We start from the raw sequence: 16271 nt of genomic DNA on the forward strand, positions 1-16271 counted from the left end.
CCGGAGGTCCCTTCGCATGGCCGAGCTCACTCGCCGTCACGTCGTCGTCGTCGCCGGAGGGATCTCGCACGAGCGTGACGTCTCCCTGCGGTCTGGGCGACGTGTCGCAGACTCCCTGACGGGGTACGGCTGGCAGGTCGACCTCCGCGACGCGGACGCGTCGCTCCTGCCGACCCTGCGGGAGACCCGCCCGGACGTCGTGTGGCCGGCACTGCACGGCGCCTCCGGTGAAGACGGCGCCCTGCGGGGCATCCTGGAGGCACTGGACATCCCGTTCGTCGGCTCACGTTCCACGTCGGCCCGCTTGGCATGGGACAAGCCCACCGCCTCAGCGCTGGTCGCGCGGGCGGGTGTCCGTACCCCCCGCTCCGTGACACTGTCCCACGACGTCTTCCGTGAGCTCGGTGCTGTCGGCGTCCTGGAGAGCATCGCAGCGGAGCACCCGGTTCCCCTGGCCGTGAAACCAGCCCGGGGCGGCAGCGCGCAAGGTGTCACCCTCGTCGATGATGTGAACGACCTCCCGCGGGCGATGGTCACCGCCTACACGTACTGCGACGACGTCGTGGTCGAACAGCTCATCCGGGGGACCGAGGTCGCCGTCGGCATCATCGACACAGGTGACGGCCCCGTTGCCCTCTCCGCGGTGGAGATCGTCCCGCGGAACGGCATCTACGGCTTCGAGGCCCGCTACAACGCCGGCGAGACCACCTTCTACACACCCGCTCGCCTGTCCGAGGAGTTCGCCGCGGCGGCCTCCGACGCCGCTGTCGCAGCGCACGCAGCACTCGGGCTCCGACACATCTCCCGAGTCGACCTGATCATCGACGCCGCCGGTACGCCGTGGTTCCTCGAGGCCAACGTGCTCCCCGGGCTCACCGAGACCTCCCTCGTCCCGCAGGCGCTCTCCGCATCCGGTTTCGATCTCGGGTGGACCTACGCAGAACTCGCCGAGCAGGCGATCCGCGACCACCGGCGCTGACTTGGGGCGGCTCGGCGTTCCACGTGGAACATCGACGATTGCTCCGGCGGTTGCTGCCGTGCTGGTCGCGGCCCTGATCTGGGGCGAGTGGGTGCACTGCTCCGCTTCGCGAACGGCGAGGCGCCTGCCCTCTCCAACTGCGGGAAGTCGAGGCGCCGTCGTCCCCCTCGGCTTCGGGAATCGCGCGGGTCGGCCGAACGCAGTCAATCGGTGGCGGGCGCGCATCGCGGTTCGGACCGCCCGGCAGGCCGAGGAATTCGGCGCCACGGTCACGATCATCTGCAGCGGGGGAGCAGTGCACGGGCCCCAGCCGGAGGCGGTGCTTCTCCGTCGGTACATCGTCGGGCGGTTGCGCTGGCGAGGTCCCATCCAGGTCGAGCGGGACAGCTCGTCGACGTGGGAGAACGTGCGGAACGTCCTGCCTCTGATCGAGCAGTCCGACTGGATTGCCTTCGCGTCCAACGGACTCCACGCCGCCAAGGCCCGGGTCTACCTCGCGCGTCAGCGGCCGAATCTTGCCGGCCGGCTGGTCCCCGCAGACGACTACCGCCTTGGCGAGATGACGTGGATGAAGCCGCTCTTCGCCGCTGTCGGCCTCGCGAAGCTGCGAGCAGTGTTCCACGTGGAACGTTCGGGCGACTGACGGCTGCTTTTCGGCGGGCCGTGGGCCACGCCGTGGCGCGTGCAGCAGCGGGCACTGGGCGATGGCAACGAGGCGATCGCTCGGCGTGAGCCATCCAAATCTCCGTCGAGGACCCACAGACCGACGTCGCCCTCCCCAATCCAGTCGCGGGGGGTGGGTTGCCCGCAACCCGGGACTCTATGCGGTCCATCAGGGACGACCCCGGACGCTCGCGCTCGGTGACACCCCATGCGGCATCCGCCCGGTTCTGCCGCACCCCGCAGCCTCGTGCACGAAGGATCAGCAGGGATCGGCGAGTCGGCGGTGACCTTCGTCCTGCAGGCCCGCCAGCTCCACCGGTACCGTCCTGCAACTGATCTCCTACATCGCCTCGGAGGACATCGCCTCGGAGGACATCGCCCGTGCGTTCGCAGACGTCCGCACGCCCACTGCTACCCGGCGAAGGAGGCGCCCGACGAGCAGCTGCGTCGATGCCATCCTCACCGACATCCCGGCGATCCGGCCCGCGTCGTTCAACTCGTGCTCCTCCGGGTGCGGACCATGCACGCTACCCACGTCGGCGGTGACACGGTGACGAGCTCTGCGAGGCCCGCCGTCATCAGTCGCGATCCCCGGGATGAGGAGGGGTCGCACGTCTCCTCGCAGGGAGACCAAGTGCTCGCGCGGCGCACTTGATGCGTCCGTGTCCGGCGTTGCCTGTCGCCCCGAGTACGCGGAGATGGTCCGGTACTCCGATCGTGAGATGCGACAAGGACGTGCTGAGTACGCGTGCCATGCCGACACCTTCTGGCCCCGCTCAATCTCGGGAAGGTTCAGGGATGGACCAGCTTGGCGACCCACGGCCGCGGGCTGCAGATCAGTCCCGTCACCGCGCAGCCCCTCTCGAGGACAGCGCCCAACAGCGCCGTGCATCAGCAGCCCGGGGGACGGGAGATGCGTTCACGCGATACGGCTGACATGTTCCACGTGGAACGTACCGGTCATCCCGTCGACGGACGCGGAAGGGTAACCGGTGCCACTTCCTCCAGAACGCCACTCTGAGCGCCGATCTGGCTGAAGCCGGGTTGGACGACACAGTTACCCCGAAAGCGCCTCAGAAGGGCACACAGCGCCGTACAGCGCAGCGCGCAGTCGCATGGAACCGTGCGACGACGCAGCGTCAGCCAGCGACGTCCTGAATGCCGAGTTCGCCGAGGATCCGATTGAGGTCGTCACCATTGGCGAAGTCGATCGTGACGGAACTCTTACGTGCACCGACGGCGATCTTCACCCGTGTGTTCAGCCGATCGCCGAGCCGCTCGGCCAGGTCGTTGAAGTGCACCTGACGCTTCGACGGTTCCGCCTTGGGCTTCACCGGCGCCTTCACCGACAGCTGCTGGGCGATCGCCTCCGTAGCCCGCACCGAGAGGTCCTCGTTCACGATCTTCTCGGCGAGGTACTCCATCGCCTCCGCATCTGGCGCGGCGAGGATCGCACGGGCGTGACCGGCAGACAGCACACCTGCGGCGACGCGACGCTGCACGGGGGAGGGGAGGCGGAGCAGGCGGATCGTGTTGGTGATCTGCGGACGAGAGCGACCGATCCGCTGCGCCAGCTGCTCCTGCGTGATGCCGAAGTCCGCGAGGAGCTGCTGGTACGCCGAAGCCTCCTCGAGCGGGTTGAGGTTCGCACGGTGCAGGTTCTCGAGCAGCGCGTCCCGGAGCATCGCGTCGTCCGGGGTGTCCTTGACGATCGCGGGGATCGTACTGAGGCCGAGCTCCTTCGTGGCGCGGAGTCTCCGCTCACCCATGATCAGCTCGTACTGCGGCTCAGAACCCGTGGCGCCCGCGATCGGGCGAACGACGATGGGCTGCAGGACGCCGATCTCGCGGATCGAGTGGACGAGCTCCTGGAGCTCCTCCTCGCGGAACTCCTTGCGCGGCTGGTGCGCGTTCGGGACCACGTCGAGCGGGTTCAGGTTCGCCAGGCGGGCTCCGGGTACCGCGACGAGCTCCTCCGCCGTGGGCGCCGAAGACGGAGACCCACCGGTCGGGAAGAAGACGTCGACCGGGCGCTCCTGCTGCTCGGTGGCCGTCGGGATGAGGGCGCCGATGCCTCGGCCGAGCCCGGTTCGCTTCGGTGCCATCAGTCCTGTGCTCCTCGTGCTGCGATCTCCGCCGCTGCCTCCAGGTAGGAGAGCGATCCGGTTGAGTTGATGTCGTAGGCGACCACGCTCTGCCCGTAGCTCGGCGCCTCACTGACGCGGACGGAGCGGGGGATCACGGCCTCGAGGACCTGGCCTCCGAAGTGCTCCCGCACGTCCGCCGCGACCTGGTTCGACAGGTTGGTCCGGCTGTCGTACATGGTCAGCAGGATCGTCGAGACGCGCAGGTTCGGGTTCAGGTGCCGCTCGATCAGCTCGATGTTCCGCAGCAGCTGGCTGAGACCCTCGAGCGCGTAGTACTCGCACTGGATCGGGATGAGGACCTCCTGAGCCGCGACGAACGCGTTGATGGTCAGGAGCCCCAGCGAGGGCGGGCAGTCGATGAAGACGTAGTGGTAGGGCTCGTCGAGCGACTCGAGGTACTGATCGAGAGCAGTCCGCAGGCGCTGCTCGCGCGCCACGAGGGAGACGAGCTCGATCTCTGCGCCGGCCAGGTGGATCGTCGCCGGCACACACCACAGCGTGTCCGACTCGGGGGAGCGCTGGACGGTGTCCGCGATCGGAGCCTCGTCGACGATGACGTCGTAGATGCTCGCAACCTCCGCCTGGTGGTTCACACCGAGCGCAGTTGACGCGTTGCCCTGTGGGTCGAGGTCGATGACCAGCACCCTGGCCCCGCCGTGCGCCAACGCGGCCGCGAGGTTGACCGTGGTGGTCGTCTTCCCGACGCCACCCTTCTGGTTCGAGACCGTGAACACTCGCGTCTTCGACGGCAGTGGGAACTGCTGCGTCGCGATCGCGCGACGACGACGGTTCAGGTCGGCGATCTCACGCGCGAGCGGCGTCGACGCGTCGTAATCGGTCGATGAACTCAACGAGTGCCTCTTCCCCGGTTCGGTGTTTCACGTGGAACGCGGAGCCACTGGCGGCCGGATGAACCGGCCCGAGCCGCAGCGTCAGTCAACTGTAGCCCGGAAGACCCGGGTGGTCTCCTCGACCACACCGACTCCGAGCTCGAGCACCTCGACGTCCGCCAGGCGCTTGCGGAGGATGACCTTCCGAGCCTTCTCGATCTCCTCATCGACGCGCGCACCCTTCATCAGGATGAGCTGACCGCCGGAACGAACGAGTGGCACCGTCAGTGGGATCAGCTTCGAGAGTGCGCTGACTGCACGCGCCGTGACTTGATCGACGACGATGTCATCAGCCACGTCCTCAGCACGGGCACGCACGACGTCGACGTTGTCGAGGCCGAGGCGCTCCGCCTCCGACGTGAGCCAATCGACGCGACGCTCCATCGGCTCGATGAGCGTGAGGTGTACGTCGGGACGGGCGATGGCGAGCACCAGGCCGGGCAGTCCAGCACCGGAGCCGACGTCGGCGACGCGGCCACGCGCCTCCAGGAGGGGTGCCAGCACCGCGGAATTGAGGATGTGTCGCGTCCAGAGCCGTGGGAGTTCGAGCGGGCCGATCAGGCCCAGCTCCTCGCCTCGACGAGCGAGCTCGTTCGTGAACGAACGCGCCACGTCGACGCGATCACCGAACAGGGTCGCTGCCGCCGCCGGCTCTGCCTCGAGGACGGGGGCCTGCTCCGTCATCGGGTGACGACGGTGTGGCGGTCCCGACCCTCGCCCTCGGACTCGGAGTGGAAGCCCTTCTCCGCGACGAGGTCGTGCACGAGCTTGCGCTCGTAGGAGGACATCGGGGGCAGCGCTGCGGAGGTCGACCCGGCCTCGATGCGCTCGACGGCGGTGTCCACGAGCCGCTGCAGCTCGGACGCACGAGCGTCGCGGGACCCACCGACGTCGAGGATGAGCCGGCTGAACTCGCCCGTCTCCGCCTGCACGGCGATGCGGGTGAGCTCCTGCAGTGCCGACACGGTGTCCGGCTTCGACAGCACACGGAGCGCGCTGCCCTCGTCCGTCACCGAGAGGTACACGCGCCCGGCGCGCTCCTCGATCTCGATGTCGCCGTCGAGGTCGCAGATGTCGAGGAGCTCCTCGATGTAGTCCGCGGCGATGTCCGCCTCGTCACGGGTGTCGTCGTCCTCGACGACCTCGGTCACGGGGGCGATGTCCTGCTCGGTCACTTACTTCTTCCCGTTCTTCTTGGAGCGGTTCTTGCCGACCGGCTGCTGGCGCTGCGTGGTGACACGCACGGCCTCGATCTCGGCGGCGCCGGCACCGGCACCGGCCTCGGCGAGCACCGGGGTGGCGGAACCGCGACGCTGCGCCTTCTTCGCGAGACGAGCCTCACGCGCGAGCGCGGCCTCGGAACCAGGCGTCGGCATGCTGCGGATGACGAAGTACTGCTGCGCCATCGTCCAGATGTTGGAGGCGAGCCAGTAGAACATGACGCCGAGGGGGAACGAGAGACCCGAGATCACGAAGACCAGCGGGAGGATGTACAGCATCATCTTCTGCTGGCGGTACATCGGCGACGCCTTGGTCTCCGGCGACATGTTCTTGGCGACGAGCTGCAGCTGGGTGATGAACTGCGACGCGGTCATCACGACGATCATGAAGCCGGCGATCGCACGGACCTCCCAACCGGAGGCGTTCGTGAAGGTCTCGTGCAGGGGGGCACCGAAGAGCGACGCGTTGCCGAACGACGCGGCGAGGTCGTTCGTCAGCAGGCCGATGCCGGTCTTGTTGATCTGCGCCTCGTGCAGCACCGAGTACAGCGAGAAGAAGATCGGCATCTGGATCAGCAGCGGCAGGCAGGAGCTCAGCGGGTTCGTCCCGGTCTCCTTGTACAGCGCCATGGTCTCGCGGCTCATGGCCTCACGCGAGAACTGGTCCTTCTTGCCCTTGTACTTGTCCTGGATCTTCTTGAGCTGCGGCGCCACCTCGAGCATGCGGCGCTGCGACTTGATCTGGCGCACGAAGATCGGGATGAGCGCGGCGCGGACCACGAACGTCAGGAAGATGATGGAGAGGACCCAGGTGATGCCCGCGCCGGGGTCCATGCCGAGGTTCTCGAAGACCCAGTGGAATCCGACGAGGATGGCCGAGACCACCCATTTGAGCGGCCAGAGGATCGTACCGATGAGGTCCATGGGGACGGTCACGCCTTTCGAGTGCGCTGGGGGAGCAGAACGGGGCGGAGGTTCCCGACCGCGGGCTGCGGCTGCTGCTGGGTCGGCGCGAGCACGAACCCGAACCGGTTGACGTCGTAGGGGCGACGCCGTGCACGGACGTCGTCGATGCCCCCGGCTGCCCAGGGGTTGCACCGTGCGATGCGCCATGCGCCCATCGCCGATCCGCGGACGACGCCGTACTGCTGGATGGCTTCGAGGGCGTACCTGGAGCACGAGGGGTGGTACCGGCAGACGTTGCCGTAGAGCGGTGAGATCACGGCCCGGTACGCGCGCAGCACGACCACGCACGCGTTGCGCGGGAGCAACGCGACGACCCAGGCGAGCCGGGTCCAGAGGTTGCGGTTCATGCTGCTGCCTTCTCCACACCACGCGCACAGGAGCGCGTGACGTCTTCGAGCAGGGTAGGCCATCCGGCCTGCGCAGCGGCTGGCAGTGCGCGGACCACCACGTCGTACCCGACGGGGATGTCCGCGAGGAGGCCGTGCGCGATCGCCTTGAGGCGACGCCTGATCAGGTTCCGGGTCACGGCGTTGCCCACCGTCTTGGCGACGATGAACCCGAATCGGGTCGGACCGACACCACTCGACGCGTCGTCCGTGGTGCGACGGACCACCGATACGACGGCGTGCGCCGTGGCGCTCCTGCGACCACGACGCACGACGGACCGGTAGTCGTCACCACGGACGATGCGGTTGGCGCGGGCCAACACGATCGCTACCAGGTGTCCGGACGAGACCGGACGGGGTGCCCGATCAGGCGCGACTCGTTCAGGCGCTGAGCTCGGTGCGGCCCTTGGAACGGCGCGCGGCGAGGATGGCGCGGCCGGCACGGGTGCGCATGCGGGCACGGAAGCCGTGCTTCTTGGCACGACGACGGTTGTTCGGCTGGAAGGTGCGCTTGCTCATGATGGTCTCCACTACGGCTGCGCTGGGGGAACCCCGACGCGAGTCGTCACGTATGCGTAGTCGTCCGGTGCCGGACGACGCAGATGGGCGCGACCGAACGGCCGCAGTCAACTGGTTAACGGTACGTGACAGCGGCGAGCAGGTCAAACCCCGCACGGAGGCGCCTCCACCGGTGCCGTCCGCACGATCATTATCCACATTGGGGAAAACGTGCGTTCGGTACGACGCGCCCCGGTCCTTTACAGTGGTGTGATCGATCCGCCTGTGGCCCGGCAGGACGGGGGAGTCTCCTCGCCCAGCCACCCGCGGCGGTCGTGGAGAACACTGTGGACAACCCTGTGGACCACCACGCGGGACGACACGCGGTCCGGGCCGTCGAAGAAGCCACCCGGGCACACGACGACCCGCCAGGACGATCCGACGGTCGACGCTGTCCCGGCACACCGGGCGGCCCTGAGCCACGGAACGCCCAACACCGCACACGAGACCTGGAGACGAGCGCGACATGACGATGCCGGCCGACCCCGTCGAGGACCTCTGGTCATCCGTCCTCGGACTCCTCTCGGAGGACGACCGCATCACCCCGCAGCTCCACGGCTTCCTCAACCTGGTCGAGCCGAAGGGCGTGCTCGCCGGGACGCTCTACCTCGAGGTCCCGAACGACCTCACCCGCGGCATGCTCGAACAGCGCATCCGGATCCCCATCACCGAAGCGGTCTCGCGCATCGGCGACGACACCGTCGCGAACTTCGCCATCACGGTGAACCCGGACATGGCCTCCGAGCCGCGGGTCGACACCACGGTCGCGAGCCACGTGCCCGAGTACGCCGAGCCCGTGCAGGAGCCCGTCGAGCAGAGTGCGGCGCCACGGCAGTACATCGAGGCACCCTTCGTCCCGAGCCAGATCGACGCCCCTGGTACCAGCGGTCGCCCCGAGTCCCGGCTCAACCCCAAGTACAACTTCGACAACTTCGTCATCGGCTCGTCGAACCGCTTCGCCCACGCCGCCGCGGTCGCGGTCGCCGAGGCGCCGGCCAAGGCCTACAACCCCCTCTTCATCTACGGGGACTCCGGCCTCGGCAAGACCCACCTCCTGCACGCGATCGGCCACTACGCCGAGAGCCTCTACCCGGGGATCCGGGTGCGGTACGTGTCCAGCGAGGAGTTCACGAACGACTTCATCAACTCGATCGCGAACAACCGGTCGAACCAGTTCCAGCAGCGCTACCGCGACATCGACATCCTGCTGATCGACGACATCCAGTTCCTCCAGGGCAAGGACTCGACTCAGGAAGCGTTCTTCCACACGTTCAACACGCTGCACGACCACAACAAGCAGGTCGTCATCACGTCGGACGTCGCGCCGAAGCACCTCACGGGGTTCGAGGACCGGATGCGCTCGCGCTTCGAGTGGGGCCTCATCACGGACGTGCAGGCGCCCGAGCTCGAGACGCGCATCGCGATCCTCCGCAAGAAGGCGCAGTCCGACCACCTGCAGGTGCCGGACGACATCCTCGAGTTCATGGCGTCGAAGGTGTCGAGCAACATCCGCGAGCTCGAGGGGACACTCATCCGCGTCACCGCGTTCGCGAGCCTCAACCGCACGGCCGTCGACATGGCACTCGTCCAGACCGTCCTGAAGGACCTGATCACCCTCGACGACGACAACGTGGTCGCGCCGACGGACATCATCAACCACACCGCGGAGTACTTCAAGCTCTCCGTCGACGACCTCTACGGCTCGTCCCGCTCGCAGGCGATCGCCACAGCGCGACAGATCGCGATGTACCTCTGCCGCGAGCTCACGAGCCTGTCCCTGCCGAAGATCGGGCAGCTGTTCGGCAACCGCGACCACACCACCGTGATGTACGCGAACAAGAAGATCACCGAGCTGATGAAGGAGCGACGGTCGATCTACAACCAGGTCACCGAACTCACCAGCCGGATCAAGCAGGACCGCCGCTACCGCTGATCGCGGATCGGCCGAGTCGAGCGGCTCGCATCGGCAGATGGTCGCGCCGGCGGCCTGGAGGCACGACTGACGACCGTCAGATCGGCCTGCCTCCGCGCGCATCCACCATCTGAGACGGTTCCATGCACCGGACTTCACACAGTGTGGAAAGCCTGTGGATAACTGTGGAGGACACGCCGGTCGGTTGTTCACAGCGAAGGGGCCACCTGTGGAGACTGGGGATGGAAGTGGATAGATGAGATTCACTCATCCAGAGGTCCCCCACACACCGCTCACAACTCACACGTGTGTAGTTCCCTGTGGACAAGCGGTGTTAACAGGTTTATCCACAGTGTGCACAGGCGTTAACACCATTACTCCTGGTTAACGATTGATCTCAGCGGGCCAACCTTGTGGACGGCGGGATGACAAGAAATCCGGGCCGGGTCGGGCTGTGCCACAATGGGGCGGCCGGACAGTCCAACCGATCGACAGGGGTTCCAGCTGTGAAGTTCGAGGTCAACCGGGACGTCTTCTCCGAAGCCGTCTCCTTCGCGGTGAAGCTCCTCCCACAGCGCACGACCCTCCCGATCCTCTCGGGCGTCCTCATCCACGCCGACGGCGACCGACTCACGCTCTCGTCGTTCGACTACGAGGTCTCGGCGCAGACGTCCATCGCCGCGCAGATCGACGACCCGGGCACGGTGCTCGTCTCAGGCCGCCTGCTGAACGACATCGCGAGCCGCCTGCCGAACGCGCCGGTCACGTTCACCACCGAGGACTCGAAGATCTCGGTCACCTGCGGGTCGGCACACTTCACGCTGCTGTCCATGCCTGTCGAGGAGTACCCGACGCTCCCGGAGATCGGTGCGCAGACCGGCGTCATCCCCGGCGACGCGTTCTCCGAGGCCGTCTCCCAGGTCGCCGTCGCCGCCAGCCGCGACGACGTCACCCCGGTGATCACCGGCGTGCAGCTCGAGGTCGGTGACAACGACCTCTCGCTCATCGCCACGGACCGCTACCGCGTCGCCGTCCGCACGATCGCGTGGGACTCCGGCCGCGTCGGTTCGGACCCGCTGCACGCACTCGTGCCGGCCCGCACCCTGCAGGAGGTCGGCCGCACCTTCGGCTCGGCGTCCACGGTGTCGGTCTCGATCAGCGGCTCGTCAGACCGCGAACTCATCGCGTTCCACGCCGACGACAAGACCGTCACCTCGTTGCTCATCAAGGGCAACTACCCGCCGGTCCGCCGGCTCTTCCCCGAGACCGTCCAGGACCACGCGGTGATCAACACCGCGGAACTGGTCGAGGCGGTCCGACGGGTCTCCCTCGTCCTGGAGCGCGAAGCCGCGCTCCGGTTCTCCTTCACGGTCGACGGGCTCACGCTCGAAGCGATCGGTTCCGAACAAGCGCAGGCGTCAGAGTCGATCAGTGCGTTGCTGACCGGGGAGGAAACGGTGGTCTCGCTGAAGCCCGCCTTCCTCCTGGACGGGTTGAACGCGGTGCACTCCGAGTTCGTCCGGATCTCCTTCACCAAGACGGAGAACCCCAACAAGCCGGGTCCGGTGCTCATCACCGGACAGACCTCGCAAGAGGCCCCGGCGACGGACGGATACCGGTACCTCCTGCAGCCCAATCTCCTGCTGCGGTAAGCGCAACAGCCGAACGCTGCGCTGACGCGCCACCCCTGCATCAGCGCGACGACGAACAGAAGAGGAAATCATGCACATCGGTCTTGTCGGCCTCGGTCGCATGGGCAACAACATGCGTGCCCGTCTCCGCAACGCAGGCATCGAGGTCACCGGCTACGACGCGAACCCCGCCGTCTCGGACGTCGCCGACCTCGGCGCACTCGCCGCGGCGCTCCCCGAGGGCAAGAAGCTCGTGTGGGTCATGGTCCCGCACGGCAAGATCACCGACGACGTGATCACCGACCTGTCGAACGTCCTGAGCGAGGGCGACCTCGTGATCGACGGCGGCAACTCGAAGTGGCTCGACGACGAGGTGCACGCCAAGCAGCTCGACGCCAAGGGCATCCGCTACATGGACGCCGGTGTCTCCGGTGGCGTCTGGGGCAAGGACAACGGCTACGGCCTCATGGTGGGCGGCGCCCCCGAGGACGTCGAGTTCGCCATGCCCGTCTTCGACGCACTCCGTCCCGAGGGTCCCCGCGAAGAGGGCTTCTCGCACGCCGGCGGCGTCGGCGCGGGTCACTACGCGAAGATGGTCCACAACGGCATCGAGTACGCGATCATGCAGGCGTACGGCGAGGGCTACGAGCTCCTCGAGGCCAAGGACATCGTCCACGACGTCCCCGCGGTCTTCGCCGGTTGGCAGCGTGGCACGGTCGTCCGCTCCTGGCTGCTCGACCTCCTCGTCCTCGCCATCAACGAGGACCCGAAGCTCGACGAGCTCGAGGGCTACGTCGACGACTCGGGCGAGGGTCGCTGGACCCTCGAAGAGGCGATCGAGCTCGCGGTGCCGATGCCCGCGCTCTCCGCGGCGATGTTCGCCCGCTTCGTCTCGCGTCAGGGCAGCGAGTCCCCGACGATGAAGGCCGTCGCGGCGCTCCGCAACCAGTTCGGCGGCCACGCCGTCAAGAAGGCGTAGCTCAGGTAACCACCTGAGCTCGTCTCGGCCCGCGTGCACGTCGACCACCTGCAACTGACGGACTTCCGGAACTACCGGGAGGCCGAGGTCGACCTCGCACGCGGGCCGAACCTGTTCGTCGGACGGAACGGACAGGGCAAGACCAACCTCGTCGAGGCGATCGGTTACCTGTCGACGCTCGGCTCGCACCGGGTCCCGACGGACGCCGCACTCGTCCGGCAGGGCTGCGACGCCGCGATCGTCCGCGCTCGGCTCGCCCACGAGGACCGCAGCATCCTCGCCGAGGTGCAGATCAACCGCACCGGCGGGAACCGTGCACAGGTGAACCGCTCGGCCATCAAGCCGCGCGAGCTCCCGCGGTACTGCACGAGCGTGCTCTTCGCGCCGGAGGACCTCGCGCTCGTCCGCGGTGAACCGGCCGGTCGGCGCCGGATGCTCGACGAACTCCTCGGCCAGATCGCCCCGCGCATGCAGGGCGTCCTCGCCGACTACGACCGAACGCTCCGGCAGCGGAACACCCTGCTGAAGTCCGCCCGGGCGACGGGCGCGAAGGCGGGTTCGCTCGCGACGCTCGACGTCTGGGACGAACGGCTCGTCGCGTTCGGCTCCGAGATCATCGCCGCTCGTGACCACCTCACCCGGCGGCTCGCACCGTTCGTGGCCGAGGCGTACGCGACCGTCGCCGGCGAACGGCACGAGGCGTCGATCTCGGGTGTGCTCAGTGTCCGCGGCGGCGACCCGGAGGACGCGGCAGCGACGGATCCCGTCCTCGGGACACCGGACGAGCCGGTCAGCATCGCGGCGGCCGCCGATGCGTTCCGGGCCGCGCTCGAGCGACGGCGGCGTGACGAGCTCGACCGCGGCCTGACGCTCGTCGGGCCCCACCGGGACGACGTGCTCTTCCAGCTGAACGGGTTACCCGCCCGCGGGTACGCCAGCCACGGGGAGTCGTGGTCGTTCGCGCTCGCCGTGCAGCTCGCCAGTGCGTCGATCCTGCGCGTCGAGTCGAGCCTGGGCGACCCGATCATCATCCTCGACGACGTGTTCGCCGAACTCGACGAGTCCCGTCGGGAGCGCCTGGCCGGAGCGGTCGCGGACTACGAGCAGGTGCTCATCACCGCGGCGGTCTTCGGCGACGTGCCCGAGCAGTTGGCCGCGCACACCGTGCGGATCGAGGCCGGCACGATCGTGACCGGCGAGGCGGAGGCGAGCCGCGCCTCCAGTCCGACCGAGCGCACGGGAGACCACCCGACGGAGGCCGGCGTCTGATGCCGAAACCCGTGAAGCCCACCGAGCCCTCTCGGGTCTACCGGCACCTCCGTGCCGTGTTCGGCGACCCCTCGAAGCGCGGCGTCGACGCGCGCCGCCGGCGCATGAAGGGACTCGACCCGGACTCCGTGCCCTACGGCCGCGGTCGCGAGCCCGCCGGACTCGGCGACATCGTCGGGTCGTTGGCCCAGGAACTCGGCTGGACAGAACCCCTCGCCCGCTCGGAGCTGTTCGTCGACTGGCCGTCCGTGGTGGGGGACGAACTCGCGAAGCACTCCCGGCCGATGACGATCGACGACGGCGCGCTCGTCATCCGGTGCGACTCGACGGCCTGGGCGACCCAGCTCAGACTGATGCGGAGCACCATCACGACGACGATCGCCGAGCGGCACCCGGAGGCAGGGGTGCAGTCGATCCGGGTTTCGGGCCCCGACGCCCCCACCTGGAAACGCGGTCCCAGGACGGTCCAGGGGCGCGGTCCTCGCGACACTTACGGGTGAGCCGACGAAATCGTCCGGGAGGACGAAAAAAGGCCGTCCACGGGCGGATTCCGCCCTCGGATCCGGGGTCCCTGCGGTAGACTGGGAGGTGCAGTGCGCGGGTGTTCCGCGCGCAGGCAGGAGCACCCTCGAATGACATCCGGATCTGACGACGACCGACTGAACTCGTCCAGCGAGCAGACCCCGCAGAACGATCCAGAGTACGGCGCAGACCAGATCCAGGTGCTCGAGGGACTCGAAGCGGTCCGGAAGCGTCCGGGCATGTACATCGGGTCGACCGGGCCGCGCGGTCTGCACCACCTCGTGCAGGAGATCGTCGACAACTCCGTCGACGAGGCACTCGCCGGGTACTGCGACACGATCAACGTCACCATCCGCGAAGACGGTGGCGTCCGCGTGGTCGACAACGGCCGCGGCATCCCCGTCGGGATCCACGCTGCGGAGGGCGTCTCGACCGTCCAGGTCGTCCTGACCGTGCTGCACGCCGGCGGCAAGTTCGGCGGCGGCGCGTACGCGGTGTCCGGCGGTCTGCACGGCGTCGGCTCGTCGGTCGTCAACGCGCTGAGCTCCGAGCTCGACGTCGAGGTCCGGCAGCAGGGCCACGTCTGGCGCCAGAGCTACACCGACGGCGTCCCCGTCGCACCCCTGTCCAAGGACGAAGAGGACGAGGGGCACGGCACGACCATCACCTTCTGGCCGAACGCCGACATCTTCGAGACCGTCGTCTTCGACTACGAGACCCTCCGCACGCGGTTCCAGCAGATGGCGTTCCTGAACAAGGGCCTCCGGATCACGCTGCAGGACGAGCGCACCCCGGACGAAGGGGAAGAGTCCCGCAAGGACTCCTTCCTGTACGAGCGCGGGCTCGCCGACTACGTCGAGTACCTCAACGCCCAGAAGAAGGCCGACCTGGTGCACCCGGACGTCATCGGCTTCGAGGCCGAGGACCCGGAGCGCAAGATCGCGCTCGAGGTCGCGATGCAGTGGAACACCTCCTACCAGGAGAGCGTCCACACCTTCGCGAACACGATCAACACGCACGAGGGTGGCACCCACGAAGAGGGCTTCCGCGCCGCGCTCACGTACCTCGTGAACAAGTACGCGCGTGAAGCGAAGATCATCAAGGAGAAGGACGACAACCTCACGGGTGACGACATCCGTGAAGGGCTGACGGCCGTCATCTCGGTGAAGCTCGGCGAGCCGCAGTTCGAGGGCCAGACGAAGACCAAGCTCGGCAACACCGAGGCCAAGGGCTTCGTGCAGCGCGTCGTCGGCACCGAGCTCACCCACTGGTTCGAGAGCAACCCGACGCAGGCCCGCGACGTCGTGCGCAAGGCGATCCAGGCGTCGCAGGCCCGGCTCGCTGCCCGCAAGGCGCGTGAGACCACCCGACGCAAGGGCCTCCTCGAGTCGGGCGGCATGCCCGGCAAGCTCAAGGACTGCCAGTCGAAGGACCCGACGGTCTCCGAGATCTTCATGGTCGAGGGTGACTCCGCCGGCGGTTCCGCCGTGCAGGGTCGCAACCCGATGACGCAGGCGATCCTGCCGTTGCGCGGCAAGATCCTCAACGTCGAGAAGGCCCGCCTCGACCGCGCCCTGGCCAACCAGGAGATCCAGTCGATGATCACGGCGTTCGGCGCCGGCATCGGCGAGGACTTCGACCCCGACAAGGCCCGCTACCACAAGATCGTGTTGATGGCCGATGCCGACGTCGACGGTCAGCACATCACGACGCTGCTGCTCACGCTGCTGTTCCGCTACATGCGGCCGCTCATCGAGCGCGGCTACGTCTACCTCGCGCAGCCGCCGCTGTACCGCCTGAAGTGGTCGAACTCGGCGCACGAGTACGTGTTCAGCGACCGGGAGCGCGACGCCCTGATGACCGCCGGCCTCGCCGCCGGCAAGCGCATCCCGAAGGACAACGGGATCCAGCGCTACAAGGGTCTCGGCGAGATGGACTACAAGGAGCTCTGGGACACCACGATGAACCCGGAAACCCGCACGCTGCTGCAGGTCACGCTCGAGGACGCCGCCGCGGTGGACAGCGTCTTCGCGACGCTGATGGGCGAGGACGTCGAGTCACGTCGCCAGTTCATCCAGCAGAACGCGAAGGACGTCCGGTTCTTGGACATCTGATCCTGGCCTGGAGGCACGGCGTGAGCCGCGCGCAC

At 67.9% G+C, this 16271-nt stretch carries 16 protein-coding genes; 8 read left to right on the forward strand and 8 right to left on the reverse strand.

Annotated elements, in window-relative coordinates:
• Positions 1-16: 16 nt before the first annotated feature.
• A complete protein-coding gene (locus FS532_RS10990) occupies positions 17-979 on the forward strand; it encodes a D-alanine--D-alanine ligase family protein (RefSeq protein WP_144753886.1) in 963 nt (320 codons plus the stop codon).
• Positions 980-1037: 58 nt separating this feature from the next.
• Positions 1038-1622: a YdcF family protein gene (locus FS532_RS10995; RefSeq protein WP_260852646.1), complete on the forward strand. Its 585-nt coding sequence runs from the start codon at positions 1038-1040 to the stop codon at positions 1620-1622.
• A 1159-nt stretch (positions 1623-2781) separates the two neighbouring features.
• Here the strand turns inward: FS532_RS10995 and FS532_RS11000 are convergent.
• The 8 genes from FS532_RS11000 to rpmH form a co-directional block, all read right to left on the reverse strand.
• Positions 2782-3747: a ParB/RepB/Spo0J family partition protein gene (locus tag FS532_RS11000; RefSeq protein WP_144753889.1), complete on the reverse strand. Its 966-nt coding sequence runs from the start codon at positions 3745-3747 to the stop codon at positions 2782-2784.
• Positions 3747-4640 (reverse strand): ParA family protein, encoded by an 894-nt coding sequence (locus FS532_RS11005; protein ID WP_144753891.1) that lies wholly within the window; start codon positions 4638-4640, stop codon positions 3747-3749. Before FS532_RS11005 ends, FS532_RS11000 begins: the two co-directional genes overlap by 1 nt.
• A gap of 81 nt (positions 4641-4721) precedes the next feature.
• On the reverse strand, positions 4722-5363 hold the full coding sequence (rsmG, locus tag FS532_RS11010; RefSeq protein ID WP_144753894.1) for a 16S rRNA (guanine(527)-N(7))-methyltransferase RsmG: 642 nt from the start codon (positions 5361-5363) through the stop codon (positions 4722-4724).
• On the reverse strand, positions 5360-5854 hold the full coding sequence (locus FS532_RS11015) for a Jag family protein (RefSeq protein WP_144753897.1): 495 nt from the start codon (positions 5852-5854) through the stop codon (positions 5360-5362). Before FS532_RS11015 ends, rsmG begins: the two co-directional genes overlap by 4 nt.
• Positions 5855-6823 carry a membrane protein insertase YidC gene (yidC, locus tag FS532_RS11020; protein ID WP_079239101.1) on the reverse strand — a complete coding sequence of 323 codons (969 nt, stop codon included), beginning with the start codon at positions 6821-6823 and terminating at the stop codon, positions 5855-5857.
• Positions 6824-6831: 8 nt separating this feature from the next.
• On the reverse strand, positions 6832-7212 hold the full coding sequence (yidD, locus tag FS532_RS11025) for a membrane protein insertion efficiency factor YidD (protein WP_144753899.1): 381 nt from the start codon (positions 7210-7212) through the stop codon (positions 6832-6834).
• Positions 7209-7694 carry a ribonuclease P protein component gene (rnpA, locus tag FS532_RS11030; protein WP_440130710.1) on the reverse strand — a complete coding sequence of 162 codons (486 nt, stop codon included), beginning with the start codon at positions 7692-7694 and terminating at the stop codon, positions 7209-7211. The genes yidD and rnpA overlap by 4 nt, the downstream gene beginning before the upstream one ends.
• Positions 7633-7770 (reverse strand): 50S ribosomal protein L34, encoded by a 138-nt coding sequence (gene rpmH / locus FS532_RS11035; protein WP_019181680.1) that lies wholly within the window; start codon positions 7768-7770, stop codon positions 7633-7635. Before rpmH ends, rnpA begins: the two co-directional genes overlap by 62 nt.
• Positions 7771-8275: 505 nt before the next feature.
• Between rpmH and dnaA the strand changes: the two genes are divergently transcribed.
• The 6 genes from dnaA to gyrB all read left to right on the forward strand — a co-directional run bounded on the left by dnaA (position 8276) and on the right by gyrB (position 16236).
• A complete protein-coding gene (gene dnaA / locus FS532_RS11040) occupies positions 8276-9742 on the forward strand; it encodes a chromosomal replication initiator protein DnaA (protein WP_144753905.1) in 1467 nt (488 codons plus the stop codon).
• A 485-nt stretch (positions 9743-10227) separates the two neighbouring features.
• The gene (gene dnaN, locus FS532_RS11045) at positions 10228-11373 is read left to right on the forward strand and encodes a DNA polymerase III subunit beta (RefSeq protein ID WP_097181437.1); all 1146 of its coding nucleotides are present in this window, start codon (positions 10228-10230) and stop codon (positions 11371-11373) included.
• Positions 11374-11443: 70 nt separating this feature from the next.
• Positions 11444-12331 (forward strand): phosphogluconate dehydrogenase (NAD(+)-dependent, decarboxylating), encoded by an 888-nt coding sequence (gene gnd, locus FS532_RS11050; protein ID WP_099051919.1) that lies wholly within the window; start codon positions 11444-11446, stop codon positions 12329-12331.
• Between the two features lie 33 nt (positions 12332-12364).
• On the forward strand, positions 12365-13600 hold the full coding sequence (recF, locus tag FS532_RS11055) for a DNA replication/repair protein RecF (RefSeq protein WP_144753908.1): 1236 nt from the start codon (positions 12365-12367) through the stop codon (positions 13598-13600).
• Positions 13600-14100, forward strand: coding sequence for a DUF721 domain-containing protein (locus FS532_RS11060; protein ID WP_144753911.1), 501 nt, complete (start codon positions 13600-13602; stop codon positions 14098-14100). The genes recF and FS532_RS11060 overlap by 1 nt, the downstream gene beginning before the upstream one ends.
• 132 nt (positions 14101-14232) lie before the next feature.
• Entirely contained in the window at positions 14233-16236 is a 2004-nt protein-coding gene (gyrB, locus tag FS532_RS11065) for a DNA topoisomerase (ATP-hydrolyzing) subunit B (RefSeq protein ID WP_260852647.1), read from the forward strand.
• Positions 16237-16271 lie beyond the last annotated feature (35 nt).

This window comes from Curtobacterium pusillum, from assembly GCF_007673235.1.
GTDB lineage: Bacteria > Actinomycetota > Actinomycetes > Actinomycetales > Microbacteriaceae > Curtobacterium > Curtobacterium pusillum_C.

Coding starts and splice junctions, on each gene's coding strand:
- dnaA (WP_144753905.1), top strand. CDS start 8,276: ATGACGATGCCGGCCGACCCCGTCGAGGACCTCTGGTCATCCGTCCTC.
- FS532_RS10990 (WP_144753886.1), top strand. CDS start 17: ATGGCCGAGCTCACTCGCCGTCACGTCGTCGTCGTCGCCGGAGGGATC.
- FS532_RS11000 (WP_144753889.1), bottom strand. CDS start 3,747: ATGGCACCGAAGCGAACCGGGCTCGGCCGAGGCATCGGCGCCCTCATC.
- gnd (WP_099051919.1), top strand. CDS start 11,444: ATGCACATCGGTCTTGTCGGCCTCGGTCGCATGGGCAACAACATGCGT.
- FS532_RS11060 (WP_144753911.1), top strand. CDS start 13,600: ATGCCGAAACCCGTGAAGCCCACCGAGCCCTCTCGGGTCTACCGGCAC.
- yidD (WP_144753899.1), bottom strand. CDS start 7,212: ATGAACCGCAACCTCTGGACCCGGCTCGCCTGGGTCGTCGCGTTGCTC.
- yidC (WP_079239101.1), bottom strand. CDS start 6,823: ATGGACCTCATCGGTACGATCCTCTGGCCGCTCAAATGGGTGGTCTCG.
- rsmG (WP_144753894.1), bottom strand. CDS start 5,363: ATGACGGAGCAGGCCCCCGTCCTCGAGGCAGAGCCGGCGGCGGCAGCG.
- rpmH (WP_019181680.1), bottom strand. CDS start 7,770: ATGAGCAAGCGCACCTTCCAGCCGAACAACCGTCGTCGTGCCAAGAAG.
- gyrB (WP_260852647.1), top strand. CDS start 14,233: ATGACATCCGGATCTGACGACGACCGACTGAACTCGTCCAGCGAGCAG.